Here is a 17495-nt window from a genome sequence, read left to right on the forward strand (position 1 = left end):
TCTCAGACCTTTTCGACTTCTGGCCGGCCGAGAATGCCGGAAGGCAGGAAGATCAGCACGATAGCCAAGATCGAGAAGGCGGCGACATCCTTGTAGTCGATCGAGAAATAGGCCGACCACATGCTCTCGATGAAGCCGATCAAAAGGCCGCCCAGCACCGCGCCCGGCAACGAACCGATGCCGCCCAGCACCGCTGCGGTGAATGCCTTCACGCCGGGCACGAAGCCGTCCGAGAAGGCGATGACGCCGTAATACATCAGGAACAGCGTGCCGGCGACGGCGGCAAGTGCCGCGCCCATGATGAAGGTGATCGAGATGGTGCGGTCGACATCGATGCCGAGCAGCGCCGCCATCTTGCGGTCCTGCTCGCAGGCGCGCTGCGCCCGGCCAAGCGAGGTCTTGTTGACCAGGTACCAGAACAACACCAAGAGCAACGCGGTGACGACGACGATGATGATCTGCTTCAGCGACACGCTGATACCCTCGATGTTGTAGACCTTCGACACCATCGGCGGGATCGGCTTGTTGCGCGGGCCTTGCGTCACCTGCACGAAATTCGACAGCGCGATCGACATGCCGATGGCGGTGATCAGCGGCGCCAGCCGGAACGAGCCGCGCAGCGGCCGGTAGGCCACCTTCTCGATCGTCCAGTTGTAGAGGCTGGTCAGCAGCATCGCCACGATCATCATCACCAGCAGCGCGATGACCACGGGAACCGAATAGAACAGGGCGCCCAGGATGAGGAAAACGATCAGCGCCGTGAAAGCGCCCACCATGAAGATATCGCCATGAGCAAAGTTGATCATGCCGATGATGCCGTAGACCATCGTGTAGCCGATCGCGATCAGCCCATAGATCGATCCCAGCGTCAGCCCATTGATAAGCTGCTGGACAAAATACTGCATGTGTACATGGCTCCCCTGGAATGTCGCCCATGCAGACGCATTCCTTTTCGTATTTCCCCTAGTCGTAAGGTTTCGAGACGGGATTGCAACGTCATTTTTTGATCGTCATGCGTGTTTCCGACTGCACGCCGTTCGATTGCCCGTTTTTTCGCACCCGCCCCCTGGACTATCGCGGACCCTATCATTGGCATAACGCAATGTCTTTGACGATTAAGCGTCATCATGCGCTCCATTTCGAAGAAATCGCCGTCAAAATAAGTTGATGAGACGATTCGTTGCGCTCGTGACAGCAATCCTTTTTGTCCTTCCCGACCTTCCGCAGCGTGATGAATCGCCTATTTGACGACGAAGCCGTGCGCGAACGGATCGCGGTCATCGATGAAGATCGTGTTGAGCCCGGTCATGCGCGCCCAGCCGCCGATCGAGGGAATGATCGCCGGCTTGCCTGCGACCGTGACGTCTTTTTCAACCTTGCCCTTGAACAGCGAGCCGATGATCGATTCATGGACGAACGCATCGCCGGCCTTGAGCTTGCCCTTGGCATGGAGCTGCGCCATGCGTGCCGAGGTGCCCGTGCCGCACGGTGAGCGGTCGATCGCCTTGTCGCCGTAGAAGACCGCGTTGCGCGCGTCCGCACCCGACACCGTCGGCTCGCCGGTCCACAGCATGTGCGACAGCCGGTTGATGCGCGGATTCTCCGGATGCACGAAAGAGTATTTCTCGTTGAGCCGCTGCCGCACCACCGGGCTCCAGGCGATGAGGTCGCCCGCCGAATGGTCTGCCATGTCGCGATAGTTTTTCTGCGGCTCGACGATGGCGTAGAAATTGCCGCCATAGGCGACGTCGACGACGATCTCGCCGAGCCCGGGGCATTCGACCGTCAGGCCCTCGGCATGGAGGAAGGAGGGCACGTTGGTGATGCGCACCTCTTCGACATATTCGCCGACCTGTTTGTATTCGGCGATGACCAGGCCGGCCGGTGTGTCGAGCCTGAGCACGCCGGGCGTCGTCGGCTTGATCAGCCCGTGCTCGATGGCCATCGTCACCGTGCCGATGGTGCCGTGGCCGCACATTGGCAGGCAGCCCGAGGTCTCGATGAACAGGATGGCGATGTCGCAATCCTCACGCGTCGGCGGGTAGAGGATCGAGCCGGACATGACATCGTGGCCGCGCGGCTCGAACATCAGGCCGGTGCGGATCCAGTCATATTCGGCCAGGAAATGTGCGCGCCGCTCCATCATCGTCGAACCCTGGAGCAGCGGGCCGCCGCCGGCGACCAGCCGCACCGGGTTGCCGCAGGTGTGGCCGTCGATGCAGAAGAAGGATTTCCTGGCCATGACGCTCCTCGAAAAATCAAAACCGTTGTGGACTGAAGGGGGCCACGTCGATCGGCGGAGTCTGCCCCAGGACAAGCTCGCGGATCAACCGTCCCGTCGCAGCAGCCTGGGTCAGGCCAAGATGGCCGTGGCCGAAAGCGTAGACCACCGGCCGGCTTCCCGATGCGCGGCCGACGACAGGCAATGAATCCGGCAGCGAGGGACGAAACCCCATCCATTCGCGTCCGCCCGAAGGATCGAGGCCCGGCAGGAAGTCTTGCGCCTTGCGCAGCAGCGCCTTCGAGCGCGCGTAGTTGGGCGGCCGCTCGATGCCGCCGAGCTCGACCGCGCCGCCGATGCGCAGGCCCGTGTCGAGCGGCGTGATGACGAAGCCTTGGCCGGAGAAGATCAGCATCCGCTTCACCTCGAAGGCGGTCTTTGGCAACGTCGTGTTGTAGCCGCGCTCGGTTTCGAGCGGAATGCGGTCGCCGAGCTGCCGCGCCAGCAGATGCGACCAGGCGCCGGCGGTGACGACCAGTTGCCGGGCTTGCCGCGTCGTGCCGTCGGCCAGCGTCAACGTCGCGCCGTTCCCGTCCGCGGCGACGCCGGCGATGCGGGCCTTCTCGAACCGCGCGCCCTTGGATTGCGCATAGTCCCAGATCGCCTTGCCGAGCAGTTTTGGATCGGCGACCGTCTTCCAGCCCGGCACGAACGTGCCCTTGCCGAAACGCGGCGACAGGCCGGGCTGCAGCTCCGCCAGCTCCTCGCCGCCGACATGGCGGAAGCCGATGCCGAAGCGCTGGCGCGCCGCCCAGCCGGACAGCGAGGCCTGGAATTCGGCCCCGCTTTCGTAGAGTTCGAGCGAGCCATCCTCGCGCAGCATCCGCCTCGTGCCGGAGCGGTCGAGCAGGCCCATCCATTCGGCCTCGGCGAGCGCCATCATTGCGGCCTGCGCCGCCAGGCCAGCCTCGTAGTGCTTCGCCGAGCCGGCACGCCAGAAGCGGATCAGCCAGGGCAGCAGCTTCGGCAGGTAGGCGGGCGGGATGGCGAGCGGGCCGAGCGGATCGGCCAGCCATTTCGGCAATTGCCGGAGCATGCCCTTGTGCGCCAGTGGCAGCACGTCGGAAAAGGCGAAGGCGGCGGCATTGCCGGAGCTCGTCTCCTCGCAGATGCCGGTGCGGTCGTAGACCGTGACGTTTCGCCCCGCCTCGGCAAGAAACGCCGCCGCGCAGATGCCGATGATGCCGCCGCCGACGATGGCGATATCCATTGCTTCCCCCTGTTCACGGGGGGAAGGCGCCCGCAGGGCGGGGCGCCGCCGCGCTTCCATCGATTTGGAACTTCCTGTCACCTGGGCGCCGCCTCTCGGAAGAAAGCCTCAGAACGCCGGTAGTGTCGGCCGCACCGCCAGTGCGTTCTTGACGATCTTCTCGACCGCCTTGCGGCGCTCGCCCGACAGCGGCTGGCGCGGCATGCGGACGCGGTCGTTGGTTTGAATGGCGAACACCTCGGCAAGCTTGATGTTCTGCACCAGATAGGTCGAGACGTCGAGATCAAGCAGCGGCCGGAACCAGCGATAGATGGCGAGCGCCTCTTCGCGGCGGCCCCGCTGCATCAGCTGGTAGATCGCCACCGTCTCGCGCGGGAAGGCGGTGACGAGACCGGCCACCCAGCCGATGGCGCCCACCGACAGCGCCTCGAAAGCGAGATTGTCGACGCCGGTAAACAGGTCGTAGCGGCTGCCCAGGCGATTGATGATCTCGGTCGAGCGCCTGATGTCGTCGGAGGATTCCTTGATGGCGACGAAGCGCTCGTCCGACGCCAGCTCCTCCATCTGGTCGACGGTGACATCCACGCGGTAGGCGAGCCGGTTGGAATAGATCATGACCGGCAAGTCGCCGGCCTCCGCGACGGCGCGCAGCGCCGCCACCGTCTCTTCCGCATTGGTATGGTAGATCGGGCTGGGCACCACCATCAGGCCGTTGGCGCCTTCCTTGGCGCCGCGGCGGGCGATGCTGGCGGCCTCGCGTGTCCCGGCCTCGTTCACCGTCAGCAGCACCGGTTTCTTGCCAGCCACCTTCTGCGCGGTTTTCAGCACTTCAATCTTTTCGTCATGGGACAGCATCGGCCCTTCGCCGAGCGATCCGCAGACGATGATGCCGTCGCAGCCGGCCTCCATCTGCAAGCCGAAGCAGCGCTCCATCTCGGCATGGTCGAGGCGGTCGTCCGTGGTGAATTTAGTCGTGACGGCTGGGAAAACTCCGGTCCACATGGTCATCGCTCCTCTGATATATCAGCCGTATATCTATTAAGAAAGCCGCTGTCAACACGGATTCTCCTATGATATATGCAAAATATATCAGGAGACCGCCTTTGATATCCATGCAGAGGAGCGCTGCGTTCGAGCCAGCTGCGACCAAGGCCTACCGCATGCTCGAGCATATGATTGTCACGCTCGAACTGGCGCCGGCGAGTTTCGTCACTGAAGGCGGCCTGATCGAGAAGCTGGCGCTCGGCCGTACGCCGGTGCGCGAGGCGATCCAGAGGCTGGCCTGGGAAGGACTGCTCGACGTGCGGCCGCGCGCAGGCATCGCCATCGCGCCGCTGCACCCCGGCGACTGGCTGCGCGTCCTCGACGCGCGCCGCGGCGTCGAGGTGGTGCTGGCCCGCTCCGCGGCGCGCTTCGTCACCCGCGACGCAGCCGACCTCTTCCACGATGCCGCGCTTGCCATGCAGAAGGCTGTCATCTCCGGCAACGTGCTTGCCTTCATCCAGGCCGACAAGACGCTGGACGAGGCGCTGGCGCGGGCTGCCGACAACCCGTTCGCGGCCAGGCTGGCTGCCCCGCTGCAGACCCACAGCCGCCGCTTCTGGTTCCGCTACAAGGCCGATACCGGCCTGGCGGAATCGGCCGAGCATCACGTCGCGCTGATCCGCTCGATTGTCCACGGTGACGAGGAAGCCGCCGCGAAGGATGCCAAGCGGCTGATGGCATTGCTGCGCGCCCATGCCGAGGCGGCCGCCACACGTTGAAGCATACCGCCAGACACCGACCCCGGTTCAGGACAGTGCATGCCCAAGCCTACGCGTCGCCTGAACCGCTTAGACGCGATGCGCCTCAGGCTCCTGGCAAGGCCGCCTTGATCGTCGGGCTGTCCCAGCCCTCGCCCACGGACAGGATGCAACTCTGGCCCTTGGTGTCGGAGGCGAGGACGGTCCAACTGCCCTGTTCGGAAACGAATACCTCAAGCACCACGTTGGGATTGATCAGGCCACGCCCGGCCTCGCTTTCGTGGAAATTCTCGCCGAGCGCCTTGACGATGTCGGCGCGTGCCGCACATTGCCCGGCTGCATTCGCCGGCCCTATCGATAGCGCCGCCGCGGCGCATAGCAGCATGGACATAAGACGTTGTGCCATCGGACACCTCCTTGCGCCCGACGATGCGATGCTAACGGTCAGCCGTCGGCGCTCTGGTTGCCTGCCATGCCTCCTCCAGGGCAGGATCGTAGCTCTAAGTCCTGGCGCCCTCGCCGGTTCCATCACATTAGCGTTTGCAAAATAAACGGCCCGAGCCAGGGGACTCGGGCCGTAGATTTTTGGGTGGTCCTGCCGGCCCGCGCGGCCGCAGCCGAAGGACGCGCAAGCGGACAAGCGTCCGGCTAGTTCATCGTCGGGATGACGAACTCGGCCCCGTCCTTGATGCCGGCCCGCGCGCCCGCAGCCAAAGGCGAGGACGCGCTATCGGACAAGCGTCCGGCTAGTTCATCGTCGGGATGACGAAATCGGCCCCGTCCTTGATGCCGGCCCGCGCGCCCCGCAGCCGAAGGCGAGGACGCGCAAGCAGACAAGCGTCCGGCTAGTTCATCGTCGGGATGACGAAATCGGCTCCGTCCTTGATGCCGGACGGCCAGCGCGAGGTGACCGTCTTGGTCTTGGTGTAGAAGCGGAACGCGTCCGGACCGTGCTGGTTGAGGTCGCCGAAGGACGACGCCTTCCAGCCACCGAACGTGTAGTAGGCGATCGGCACCGGGATCGGCACGTTGACGCCGACCATGCCGACCTGCACCCTGGAAGCAAAGTCTCGCGCGGCGTCGCCGTCGCGCGTGTAGATGGCGACGCCATTGCCCATCTCGTGGTCATTGGCGAGCTTGATGGCGTTCTCGTAGGTCGGCGCGCGCACCACCGACAGCACCGGCCCGAAGATCTCTTCCTTGTAGATGCGCATGTCCGACGTGACGTTGTCGAACAGGCAGCCGCCCATATAGTAGCCGTTCTCGTAGCCCTGCATCTTGAAGCCGCGACCGTCGACGACCAGCTTGGCGCCTTCCTTGACGCCGATATCGACATAGCCCTTCACCCGCTCCAGCGCCTGAGCGGTGACCAGCGGGCCAAAATCGGCGGCGGAATCCGTCGAGGGGCCGACCTTCAGGCTTTCGACGCGCGGCACCAGTTTTTCCATCAGCCGGTTGGCGGTGTCGTTGCCGACAGGGACCGCCACCGAGATCGCCATGCAGCGCTCGCCGGCCGAGCCGTAGCCGGCGCCGATCAGTGCATCGACGGTCTGGTCCATGTCGGCGTCGGGCATGATGATCATGTGGTTCTTGGCGCCGCCGAAGCACTGCACGCGCTTGCCTGACGCAGTGCCGCGCGAATAGATGTAATGAGCGATCGGCGTCGAGCCGACGAAGCCGATAGCCTTGATATCGGGGTCGTCAAGGATGGCGTCGACGACTTCCTTGTCGCCGTTGACGACGTTGAGGATACCGGCAGGCAGGCCCGCCTCGATGAACAGCTCGGCGATGCGGATCGGCACGCCCGGGTCGCGCTCGGAAGGCTTCAGGATGAAGGCGTTGCCGCAGGCGATCGCCGGCGCGATCTTCCACAGCGGGATCATCGCCGGAAAGTTAAACGGCGTGATGCCGGCGACGACGCCGAGCGGCTGGCGCATCGAATAGACGTCGATGCCGGGGCCGGCACCGTCGGTGAATTCACCCTTCATCATGTGCGGCGCGCCGATGCAGACCTCGACCACTTCGAGGCCGCGCTGGATGTCGCCCCTGGCATCGGCGATCGTCTTGCCGTGCTCGCGCGCCAGGATGTCGGCCAGTTCGTCATAGTCGCGGGCGACCAGTTCAAGGAACTTCATAAGGACGCGCACGCGGCGCTGCGGGTTGGTCGCGGCCCATTTCGGCTGCGCCGCCTTGGCGTTCTCGACCGCCGCGCGCAGTTCCGCCTGCGAGGCCAGCGCCACTGTGCCGCGCACAGAGCCGTCCATCGGCTGCATCACGTCCTGCTTGCGACCGCTGGTGCCGGCGACACGCTTGCCGCCGATGAAATGACCGTATTCGATCATGATGTCTCTCCCTGGGTTTGTGATGGTGCATTGTCCGCCTTTGGCACGCCGATGGCAACGCGAGGGAGAACGCAACCGTTGTGCGGAAAATAGACAACGGTTGACGGGAGAGCATCAATTCTCGCAAATGGGAAGGATCACGAAGACGACGCCCAAGGATTGGCAGGTTGAGTTCCTTCACCACAGAACGCGACATTGAAAATTGTCATCCGGACCATCCCCATGAACTGGGATGACGTCCGCATCTTTCTCGCCGTGGCGCGCGCCGGGCAAATCCTTGGCGCGGCGAGGCGCCTGGAACTCAATCACGCCACCGTCTCGCGCCGCATCGCCGCACTTGAAGACGCGCTGCGCACGAAACTCTTTCGCCGGCTGACCACCGGCAGCGAGCTGACGCCCGCCGGCGAGCGCTTCCTCGACATTGCCGAGCGCATGGAGGGCGACATGATCGCCGCCCGCTCGACAATATCAGGCGAAGGCGACGACGTTTCGGGCACGGTGCGGATCGGCGCGCCGGACGGGTTTGGCGTCGCGTTCCTCGCCCGGCGCCTCGGCGCACTGACCGCGCTGCACCGTGAATTGACGATTCAGCTCGTACCAGTGCCGCGCTCCTTCTCCCTGTCTCGCCGCGAGGCCGACATTGCCATCACCGTCGAGCGCCCGACCGAGGGCCGGCTGGTAGCGGGCAAGCTGGTCGACTACTCGCTCGGCCTGTTTGCCTCACGTGCCTATGCTGAAGCCCACGGCCTGCCCCAGACCGCTGCCGAGCTGGGACGGCACACATTGATCGGCTATGTGCCGGACCTCATCGTCAGCCCATCGCTCGACTACGCCGCCGAATTCAGCGCGGACTGGCGCACCAGCTTCGCCATTTCCTCCGCGCTCGGGCAGGCCGAAGCGGTTCGGTCGGGCGCCGGCATCGGCATCCTGCACACTTTCGTCGCCCGCTCGATGCCGGAACTGGTGGCCGTCGACGTGGTGGCGCCCATCCGCCGTGCCTACTGGCTGGTCTATCACGAATCGGTCAGGCCGCTGCGCCGCGTCCAGATCGTTGCCTCCTTCATCACAAAGGCGGTGGAGCGGGAGAGAAATCTTTTCGTCTGACGCATGTCGGCCATCGCAGCTTCTTCCACGACACGGAGAACGGCATGATGGTGCTCGACCCCGCCTTCTTCGCCAGATGACGAGTATCTCGCCCATTCCAATCGGTCGCCACCGAAGTGACCATCCCGTGGGCTTACCGGCTGCTGTTCGACGAGGGCTGGGTGAAACAGGCGTTCTGGCGCGATATCCCCCGGCCGCGCCCGCCGATGGCGAGCGGGCGGCGTCTATTTCAGATAGCGCTCCTGCGCCAGCGCGCGGGCGTCGATATCGGGCACTTTGTTCGAGATGATGTCGGCCAGCACCTTGGCCGAGCCGCAGGCCATGGTCCAGCCGAGCGTTCCATGGCCGGTGTTGAGGTAGAGATTGGAAAGCTCCGTGCGCCCGATCAGCGGCGGCCCGTCCGGCGTCATCGGCCGCAGGCCGCACCAGAACGTCGCCTCCCGCATGGCGCCGGCTCCCGGGAACAGGTCGCCGACCGAGTGTTCGAGCGTGCGCCGTCGCGATTCGTGCAGCCGGAGGTCGAACCCGGAAATCTCGGCCGTGCCGCCGACGCGGATGCGGTCGCCGAGCCTCGTGATCGCGACCTTGTAGGTTTCGTCCATCACCGTCGACACCGGTGCGGCGGCGGCATCCTTGATCGGCACCGTGATCGAATAGCCCTTGACCGGATAGACCGGGATCGGCCGCTTCATCCGGCGCATGAAGTCCGCCGAATAGCTGCCCAGCGCCATCACATAGGCATCGGCGGACAGCCAGCCCTTGCTGGTGCTCATATTGTTGACGCGGTTGCGGCTGCGGATGACGCGCCATATCGTCGTGTCGTATTCGAACTTGACCCCGCGTGCCACGCAAAGCTCGGCCAGCCTGTCGGTGAACATCTTGCAGTCACCGGTCTCGTCGCCCGGCAGCCTCAGGCCGCCGACGAATTTTTCGCGCACCGCGGCCAGAGCCGGTTCCGCCGCGATGCAGCCGTCTTGGTCGAGGATTTCGTAGGGCACGCCATATCTCTTCAGCACCTCGACATCGCCTGATGTGCCGTCGAGCTGCTTTTGCGTGCGAAACAGCTGCAGCGTGCCCTGCGTCCGCTCGTCATAGGCTATGCCGGTCGCCTCGCGCAGCGCCTTCAGCGTGTCGCGGCTGTATTCGGCCAGCGGCACCATGCGCGACTTGTTGACCGCGTAGCGTTCGGCGGTGCAGTTGCGCAGCATCTTGACCAGCCACGTCCACATATGCGGATCGAAGGCCGGCCGCACCACCAGCGGACCATGCTTCATCAGCAGCCATTTGATTGCCTTGAGGGGGATACCGGGCCCGGCCCAAGGCGAGGCATAGCCGGGCGAAATCTCGCCGGCATTGGCGAAGCTGGTTTCCAGTCCCGGCCCTTTCTGGCGGTCGATCACGGTCACCTCGTGGCCAGCCTCGGCGAGATAATAGGCCGTGGTCACCCCGATCACGCCACTGCCCAGCACCATGATTTTCATTCATTCACTCCTTGCCGCGCCGAGCGTCCTCAGGACGCCCGTGGACGCGGCCGTATTTTCGATTTGCGCATGATCCCGAGCGAAAATCGATGTCGATCTTCGAGACCACGCGCCGTTGCCCATTCACGCCGCCGAGGGACCGGGGTCGTCTTCTTCTGTCTGCCGCATTCCGGCCGTCTCGCCAAGAGGCCGCCAATCGGCTGCGGCACTGTAGACGAGCCTGAGCCCGTGCGGTCGGCGCGCGTCAGCCTGGTCTTTCTGCCTGATCGTGCGCCGGGCAGCTTCCGGCTGGTAAAGCACGGCCTTGATCAGGATCGACTCCCGCCTGCCGTCGACGTGTTCGACCGTTGCCGTCTGGCCTTGCGCCATGCCAAGCATGCAGAGCCCGCGCCTCGTTGCGACCGAAAGGCTGGAGCCGACCGGCCCGCGCACCTCGTGTTGCACCAGGGTTCGCGTTTCGGCGGGACCGGCATCGACGCCGAACACCACCCTGCTGTTCAGCGTAACGATGTCGGGGCCGACCGAATCGATCGGCACGACATCGGCGCGTGAAAGCTTGTGTTCGAGCATGCGCACGATCGGATCCGCGAACGCCCGCCGGCGCTCCAGCATGACTTCGAGGACGGCGAAGTCCTTCGTCGTCAGGCAGCAATTCGTGCTCGTCATCACCGCCTCCGCCATCAAGCTCGTTGCAGGCCGGAAGCCGGCGCATCGACGGCTTCGACGGTCACTGACAGTTCCCGACCGCCACGACCGTTCCAGCAAACCGCCTGCCCAACACTCGCGCCAATGAGCGCGGTTCCCATCGGCGTCAGCACCGAGATGCGGTTCTCGGCTATGTCGGCCTCACCCGGGTAGACCAGCATGATGCGCTGGGCGTCGCCGCTTTCGCCGCGCACGATCACCGTCGAACCCATTCGCACCACACCGGCCGGCATCGCCGCCGCGTTCGTGACGACGGCCCTGTCCATTTCCGAAAGCAGCTCCTCGGCCGTCTCGGGCGCGCGATCGAGCAAAGCCCTGGCCAGGCCCGTCAGCCTGTCATGGTCGGCGTCGCTGATCAGAAGATGGCTGTTTGGACGCAGTTCTTTCGCGTGTTGCATGGCAAACCTCATGGACCGGCGCATCGAGCGGATGCGCGCCTGCCGGCGCGCTGGCGGCGGCGTGATGAAAGGCCGGCAGCCGCGAAGGGCTGTTCGGCTTGATGGCGATTGTGGATGGATGGATGCCCCGGTACGGACGGACGCCGGAAGGCGGCCGCGCCGGGGCTACGATCCCGCGATCGGGCAGACCCTGAAGAAGGTTTTGATATAAGCGAGCTTGCTCATGTGCCAAAGCTTGCCGAATGGCGCCCGCTTGTCAAGCGCGGCCAAACCGCTCAACCGCCCAGATAGCGCCGGTGAAAACGCGTTCCGAGGCTGGCCAGGATTTCATACCCGATGGTGCCGGCATGGTCGGCAGCATCGTCGACGCTCTGTGAGGGCCCTAGCAACTCCACCAGGTCGCCCTCTCCGAGCCGGCCGGGCGGCAAGGCGGAAATGTCGAGAATGATCGAATCCATCGACACGCGCCCGAGGAAAGGCAGGCGCACCGCCTCGAACCATGCGGCCGAAGCGGAGCGGCGCAGCCAGCCGTCCGCATAGCCGAATGAAATCGTCGCCAGGCTGAGCGGGCCCTGCGCATGGTAACTGTGGCCATAGCCGACGCCAGTGCCCTTTTGGACACTGCGCGTCTGCGCCACCTTGGCCTGCAGCCCGACCACGGGCAGCATCGGGTTGGCTTGGCCAGGCGTCGGGTTGATGCCGTAGAGGGCGGCACCGGGCCGGGCGAGATCGCAATGATAAAGCGGGCCTAGAAAGATGCCGGAGGAGTTGGCAAGCGAGGCCGGCGCCACGGGTAGCATGGCACGCAACCGCGCGAATGCCAGCCTCTGCTGTTCATTGGCCGGGTGGCGCGGTTCATCGGCGCAGGCCAGGTGGCTCATCACATATCTGACGTCAATGCCATCGAAAGCGCCGACATCCCCGGCCACCGCCTCGACCTCGGCTGGGGCCATTCCAAGCCGCGACATGCCGCTGTCGACCTGGACGGCAGCCGGGAGCCGGCGCCCGGCGCGGTGTGTCGCTGCGCGCCAAGCTTGCAACTGTGCGCCACTGTTGATGACAGCGCACAAGCCAGCCGCCACCGCTTCCGGCTCGGAACCCGGCGGCAGCCCGTTCAGCACGTAGATGTCCGGTCCGGCCCCCACCGCCTTGCGCAGCGCGATGCCTTCGGACAGCAGCGCGACGAAGAAGATGTCGCAGCCTTCCTTCATCAGCGCCGATGCCACTTGCGCGGCGCCGAGACCGTAGCCGTCGGCCTTGACCACGCCCGCGCAGCGCACGCCGCCCAGCCGCGCCTTCAGCCGCCGGTAATTTTCGCGGATCGCGCCAAGGTCGATGGTGAGGATGGCCCCGGCAGCAGCCTCGCTTGTGGCGTCGGCTTCCTCGGGCAGCGATCTTTTGGGGGCGTCGTGCATGGCGGCCCTTCTTGTGGCGGATGGACATCAATAAGACGGTCGAACCGGCGCGGCAACCGCTGGCGTTTGAACCGCGGCCGCGGCCCGTCCGGCTATGGCACAAGGTGACGGAACGCCGTCACCACGTCTTCATAGACCTTGCGCTTGAACGGCACGATCAGGTCAGGCAGCTCCTGCATCGGCCGCCACGACCATTTGTCGAATTCGGCGGTGTGGCCGCCGGGCGGCGGATTGATCTGGATCTCGCTGGTATCGCCATGGAAGCGGAAAGCGAACCATCGCTGCGTCTGACCCCGATAGCGCCCCTTGAAGGCGACGCCGACCAGGTTGTCCGGCAGATCATAGTTGATCCAGTCCGGCGCCTCGGCGAGCACCGAGACGCTGCGCATGCCGGTCTCCTCATAGAGCTCCCGCTCCGCCGCCTGCAGGGGCTCCTCGCCCTTGTCGATGCCGCCTTGCGGCATCTGCCAGAGCTGCGTGGTGCCGGCGAATTCGCTGTCCGGCTCGGCGATGCGATGGCCGACCCAGACCAGGCCCTCGGCGTTGAGGATCATCAGCCCGACACAGGGACGGTAGGGCAGCGTCTCGCGGTCGACCTTCTTCGTCTTCGGCATCATTCAGTCTTTCAAGCTGTTTCCCGGTGGCTAATCCTTTTGCGGATCGATCGCCACCGCTGAAATCGGCACGATCTCGATGCCGCGTTTCTTGGCCTCGGCCACCCATGACGACACCGTGTCGACCGTCAGGTCGAAAGCGGAGCCGATGCCGACCGCGGTGCCCTTGGCACGGGCGGTCGCCTCCAGGCTGTCCAGTTTCTTCAGGATGGCGCCGCGATCCTGCACGGCGTCGATCGCCGTGTCGCCGGCGACGAAGGGCACGCCGTCCTTCAGCGCCAGATCCGGCGCTAGGCTACGCGCCGACGAGCCGTCGTCGATATAGGCGAGCCCGCGTTTGCCGAGCTCGGCCATGAAGGGTTCCATTGCCGCCGGGTCGGCGGAAAACCGCGCGCCCATATAGTTCATGACACCGGTATAGTTCGTCGTCCGCGACAGTGCCCAGCGCAGGTTCTTCAGGTTCTCTTCCGCGCTCGCCGCCACCGTCAGCGTGTTGCGCCCGGGGTTGACATTGGGATAGTCGAACGGTTCGAGCGGCACCTGCATGACGATCTCGTGGCCGCTCTGCCGGGCGGCCTGCATCCAGCGGCCGATGCTGTTGCCTTGCGGCGCGAACGCCAGCGTCACTTCCGCCGGCAGCTTGGCGATGGCCGCCTGGGTGCCGGTCTGTGAAACCGCGAGCCCGCCGATGACGATCGCCACGCGGGCGCCGCGCGCGCCTGACCACGGCCGCGCGTAGACATCGAAGGGCCGCCGGCCGTCTGCGGCGCGCACCGGCAAGGGGCCGGCATCGCCGGCCTCGATCAGCGCCCTGTCGGGAATATGCGCGATCTTCAGGTTTTGGCCGATGGTCGACGGATCGCGGATGACGATTGCCGCCTTGGGCGGACCATCGCCTTCCTCTGTCTGCACATGGATGATCTGCGGGCCCCCAGCCTTGGCCGGCATTTCCGCCTTTGGCGTCGTGACCGGCGCCAAAGCGGACGGCGCAGCGGTCGGCTCCGGCACCACTTTCGGCGTCGAAACCGCGACTTCCTGCGGCTTGCGAAACGGCTTGTCCCTGAGCGCGATCGCGCCGGAGACGCCGACAACGGCCAGCACGACGAACGCAGCCACGAGCGCACCCACGCTGACCTTGCCGGCGGCGCGCGGCGGACGGACAGTCAGTCCGAGCGGTCGTTCGATGTCCTTGCCGATATCAGCCAAGCCCTGTCCCCGTCCGCATGGCTTCGAACATGGAACCTTTCGAAGAGACATGCGCGAATTCTTCAACCCCGGCGCACCCCTGGCGCCCTGTATCGAGGGATTCGCGTTACCCCCGAATCAAACTGCCGGAACCTTTCGGTCCCGGCAGCATCGCATTGCTTCCATCGGGCGGCCAGACCCGTTGTTGGCCGCCACCTGTTACTGGTTGAGGACAGCCTTCTGCGGATTGGGCGGGAAGGACGGATCGGTCTTCTGGCCGCGCAGAAGCTGCTCGGCATAGATGAGCTGGAGGTCGTTCTTCGGATCCGGCGGCACATAGGCTGCCGAGCCCGAACCGGTCGAGCTCTCGTCGGCACCCTTGATGTGGCCCTTGAGGTCGGATTCGCCGCGCGTCAGGTCCCTGCCCTGCAGTTCCGGCGGCAGCGGCTGGTCGACCTTGATGTCGGGCGTGATGCCCTTGCCCTGGATCGACTTGCCGGACGGCGTGTAATAGAGCGCCGTCGTCAGCCTGAGCGCGCCGTTCTCGCCAAGCGGGATGATGGTCTGCACCGAACCCTTGCCGAAGGACTGCGTTCCGACCACCGTGGCGCGGCGTAGGTCCTGCAGCGCGCCAGCGACGATTTCGGACGCGCTCGCCGATCCGCCATTGACCAGCACGATCAGCGGCTTGCCGCCGATATCGTCGACCTGCTTGGACTTGGCGTCGAAGCGGGTAACGTCCTTGGGATCGCGGCCGCGCGTCGAAACGATCTCGCCACGGTTGAGGAAGGCATCCGATACGCTCACCGCCTGATCGAGCAGACCGCCGGGATTGAGGCGCAGATCGAGCACATAGCCCTTGAGCTTGTCGTTCGGCACCTGCTTCTTGATGGTGTCGATGGCATTCTCGAGGTCGTCATAGGTCTTTTCGGTGAAGGAGGTGATCTTCATGTAGCCGATGTCGTTCTCGACCCGGAACTTGACCGCCTTGACCTTGATGATGTCGCGCACGACCGTCAGCTCGATCGGCTTGTCGGCGCCCTGGCGCAGGATGGTGAGCTTGATCGGCGTGTTGACCAGGCCGCGCATCTTGTCGACCGCGTCGTTCAGGGTCAGGCCGCGAACCTCCTCGCCATCGATCTTGGCAATGTAATCGCCTGCCAGCACGCCCGCCTTGGCGGCCGGCGTATCGTCGATCGGCGTGATCACCTTGACCAGGTCGTTCTCCATGGTGACCTCGATGCCGAGGCCGCCGAATTCACCCTTGGTCTGCACGCGCATGTCCTGCGCCTGCTCGGCGTTCATGTACGAGGAGTGCGGGTCGAGCGAGGCAAGCATGCCGTTGATGGCGTTCTCGACCAGCGATTTGTCGTCGGGCGGTGTCACATACTGCGCCCGCACCCGCTCGAAGATATCGCCGAAGATCGCCAGTTGCTTGTAGGTCTCCGACCCCGCAGCGTTCGCTGCCGAGCCGGGCGCGCCATAGACCAGGCTCATGGCGGACGCGCCCATCAGCGCACCGGCAAACAGAAGCGACAGTTTCCGCATCATTTCACGTCCTTCCAGAAAAACGGTCCGCCCACCATGGGGTCGGATCGACGGGTTTTCCATCCTTGCGGAACTCGACATAGAGCTCCGGCGTGGCATTTCCATTCTTCGAAGCCGAGGTGCTTGCCACCCGGGCCTCTCCCATCGCACCGACCGGCTCTCCTGCGAGCACTGATTGGCCGGTTGCGACGCTGATTCTGCTCATCCCCGCCAGGACGACATGATAACCGTCGCCGGCATTCAGGATCAAGAGTTGACCGTAGGAGCGAAACGGCCCCGCATAAAGCACATTCCCATCCGCCGGTGCGGTGACGATGGCGCCCGATTGTGTCGCAACCATGTCCCCAAGCATCACCGCGCCGTTACCGTCTTCGGCGCCGAACCGGCGTTTGATGCGGCCGATGACCGGCAGCGCGATCTGTCCTTGCAGCGCCGAGAAGGGTGCCGCAGCGGCAAGCCGGTTGGCCTCGGGAACCGGCAGCGACGCCGTCATATCGCCGCCCGCCTTATCCCTGCCCGCCTTGTCGCCGCCCGCCTTGTCGCCGCCGGCTTGGCCGGCCTCCGCGGCCTTTGCGGCATCCGCGGCCTTGCGGTTGCGTTCGGCCTGGGCTTCGAGCGAGGCGATCAATTCCTTCAGGCTGCTGGCCTTGGCCGCGAGCTCCTCGGAATGCTGTCGCTCGGCCGACAACTGCGCCTGCGTGTCGGCTTCGAGCTTCTGCTTGGCTTCCAGCAGCATGCCGAGCCGCTTCTTTTCCGCAGTCTGCTCGCCGACTGCCGCCGTCAGCCGTGCCCGCTCGGCCTCGATCGAGGCCGTCACTCTTGTCTGCTCCTTGAGGTCGGCCAGGAGCCTGTCGGTCTGCTGGCGCAATTCAGGCACCACGGCGCCAAGCAAGATGGCGCTGCGCACCGACGACAGCGCGTCCTCCGGCTTGACCAGGATCGCCGGCGGCGGGTTCAGCCCCATGCGCTGCAATGCGCCCAGCACCTCCGCCAGCACGTCGCGCCGCGCCATCAGCGAGGCGCGGATCTTCTGCTGCTGGGTCTTCAGCCCCTCCAGCTTGGCGCCGATGTCCTCGATATCCTGCCCAAGCTTTTGCTCGGTCATTGCCGACTGGATCAGCGCGGCGGTGATCGAGGCGTGGTCCTTCTTGACTGCGGCGATGTCGGCGGCCAGCTTGGCCAGCCGCTCGGACGACAGGCTTATCTCCTTGGAGATCTGTTCGTATTCGGCGCGGCTCTGGTCCGGATCGGGGGCCGTGTCGAGCGTGTTCTCGGCCCAAGCGGTATTGAGCGACAGGATGACCACCGCCGCCGCGATGCCGCAGCGCGCGCGCCAGGAGCCCGCTGTCGATGAGCCCGTCGTCGATTTCCAGCCTTCAGCCATGCGGGATGGACTCTATCTGCGGCTTCGTTAACGAACCATCAACCATATTAATGCGCATCGCCCAAGACTGTGCAGCGGTTTCGCAC

At 65.1% G+C, this 17495-nt stretch carries 16 protein-coding genes; 2 read left to right on the top strand and 14 right to left on the bottom strand.

All coding sequences use genetic code 11. The annotated features are described in order from the left end of the window. Nucleotides 1–2: 2 nt before the first annotated feature. The 4 genes from FJ959_RS01370 to FJ959_RS01385 form a co-directional block, all read right to left on the bottom strand. Nucleotides 3–905, bottom strand: a complete 903-nt coding sequence (locus FJ959_RS01370) for a branched-chain amino acid ABC transporter permease LivH (protein ID WP_140493067.1) — start codon at nucleotides 903–905, stop codon at nucleotides 3–5. A 335-nt stretch (nucleotides 906–1240) separates the two neighbouring features. Beyond that, nucleotides 1241–2242, bottom strand: coding sequence for a 4-hydroxyproline epimerase (locus FJ959_RS01375; RefSeq protein ID WP_140628063.1), 1002 nt, complete (start codon nucleotides 2240–2242; stop codon nucleotides 1241–1243). A 16-nt stretch (nucleotides 2243–2258) separates the two neighbouring features. Further along, entirely contained in the window at nucleotides 2259–3551 is a 1293-nt protein-coding gene (locus FJ959_RS01380) for an FAD-binding oxidoreductase (protein ID WP_181171956.1), read from the bottom strand. Between the two features lie 48 nt (nucleotides 3552–3599). After that, entirely contained in the window at nucleotides 3600–4493 is an 894-nt protein-coding gene (locus tag FJ959_RS01385) for a dihydrodipicolinate synthase family protein (protein ID WP_140628069.1), read from the bottom strand. A gap of 110 nt (nucleotides 4494–4603) precedes the next feature. Between FJ959_RS01385 and FJ959_RS01390 the strand changes: the two genes are divergently transcribed. Beyond that, nucleotides 4604–5254, top strand: coding sequence for a GntR family transcriptional regulator (locus FJ959_RS01390; protein ID WP_224655912.1), 651 nt, complete (start codon nucleotides 4604–4606; stop codon nucleotides 5252–5254). 85 nt (nucleotides 5255–5339) lie between these two features. On the opposite strand, the gene FJ959_RS01395 is transcribed toward FJ959_RS01390, so the two are convergent. Together FJ959_RS01395 and FJ959_RS01400 are read right to left on the bottom strand one after the other, a co-directional pair. Then, nucleotides 5340–5639, bottom strand: coding sequence for a hypothetical protein (locus FJ959_RS01395; RefSeq protein WP_140517526.1), 300 nt, complete (start codon nucleotides 5637–5639; stop codon nucleotides 5340–5342). Nucleotides 5640–6078: 439 nt separating this feature from the next. Then, nucleotides 6079–7575, bottom strand: coding sequence for a CoA-acylating methylmalonate-semialdehyde dehydrogenase (locus FJ959_RS01400; protein WP_140493051.1), 1497 nt, complete (start codon nucleotides 7573–7575; stop codon nucleotides 6079–6081). A gap of 222 nt (nucleotides 7576–7797) precedes the next feature. Between FJ959_RS01400 and FJ959_RS01405 the strand changes: the two genes are divergently transcribed. After that, nucleotides 7798–8679, top strand: coding sequence for a LysR family transcriptional regulator (locus FJ959_RS01405; protein ID WP_140517524.1), 882 nt, complete (start codon nucleotides 7798–7800; stop codon nucleotides 8677–8679). 224 nt (nucleotides 8680–8903) lie between these two features. On the opposite strand, the gene FJ959_RS01410 is transcribed toward FJ959_RS01405, so the two are convergent. From FJ959_RS01410 to FJ959_RS01445, 8 genes are all read right to left on the bottom strand, one after another. Then, nucleotides 8904–10160, bottom strand: coding sequence for a D-amino acid dehydrogenase (locus FJ959_RS01410; RefSeq protein ID WP_140525021.1), 1257 nt, complete (start codon nucleotides 10158–10160; stop codon nucleotides 8904–8906). A gap of 123 nt (nucleotides 10161–10283) precedes the next feature. Next, complete coding sequence (locus FJ959_RS01415; RefSeq protein ID WP_140628075.1) at nucleotides 10284–10826, bottom strand: nucleoside-diphosphate kinase; 543 nt, start codon at nucleotides 10824–10826, stop codon at nucleotides 10284–10286. Between the two features lie 14 nt (nucleotides 10827–10840). Continuing rightward, nucleotides 10841–11263 carry a nucleoside diphosphate kinase regulator gene (gene rnk, locus FJ959_RS01420; RefSeq protein WP_140580115.1) on the bottom strand — a complete coding sequence of 141 codons (423 nt, stop codon included), beginning with the start codon at nucleotides 11261–11263 and terminating at the stop codon, nucleotides 10841–10843. A 275-nt stretch (nucleotides 11264–11538) separates the two neighbouring features. Next, nucleotides 11539–12678 (bottom strand): alanine racemase, encoded by a 1140-nt coding sequence (gene alr, locus FJ959_RS01425; RefSeq protein ID WP_140628077.1) that lies wholly within the window; start codon nucleotides 12676–12678, stop codon nucleotides 11539–11541. A gap of 92 nt (nucleotides 12679–12770) precedes the next feature. After that, nucleotides 12771–13292 (bottom strand): RNA pyrophosphohydrolase, encoded by a 522-nt coding sequence (locus tag FJ959_RS01430; protein ID WP_140628803.1) that lies wholly within the window; start codon nucleotides 13290–13292, stop codon nucleotides 12771–12773. A 30-nt stretch (nucleotides 13293–13322) separates the two neighbouring features. Further along, nucleotides 13323–14498, bottom strand: a complete 1176-nt coding sequence (locus tag FJ959_RS01435) for a divergent polysaccharide deacetylase family protein (RefSeq protein ID WP_140628080.1) — start codon at nucleotides 14496–14498, stop codon at nucleotides 13323–13325. A 198-nt stretch (nucleotides 14499–14696) separates the two neighbouring features. Then, nucleotides 14697–16028, bottom strand: coding sequence for a S41 family peptidase (locus FJ959_RS01440; RefSeq protein ID WP_181165202.1), 1332 nt, complete (start codon nucleotides 16026–16028; stop codon nucleotides 14697–14699). A gap of 1 nt (nucleotide 16029) precedes the next feature. Next, a complete protein-coding gene (locus FJ959_RS01445; protein ID WP_140628083.1) occupies nucleotides 16030–17409 on the bottom strand; it encodes a murein hydrolase activator EnvC in 1380 nt (459 codons plus the stop codon). Nucleotides 17410–17495 lie beyond the last annotated feature (86 nt).

The organism is Mesorhizobium sp. B2-2-4, from assembly GCF_006442375.1.
Classification (GTDB): domain Bacteria; phylum Pseudomonadota; class Alphaproteobacteria; order Rhizobiales; family Rhizobiaceae; genus Mesorhizobium.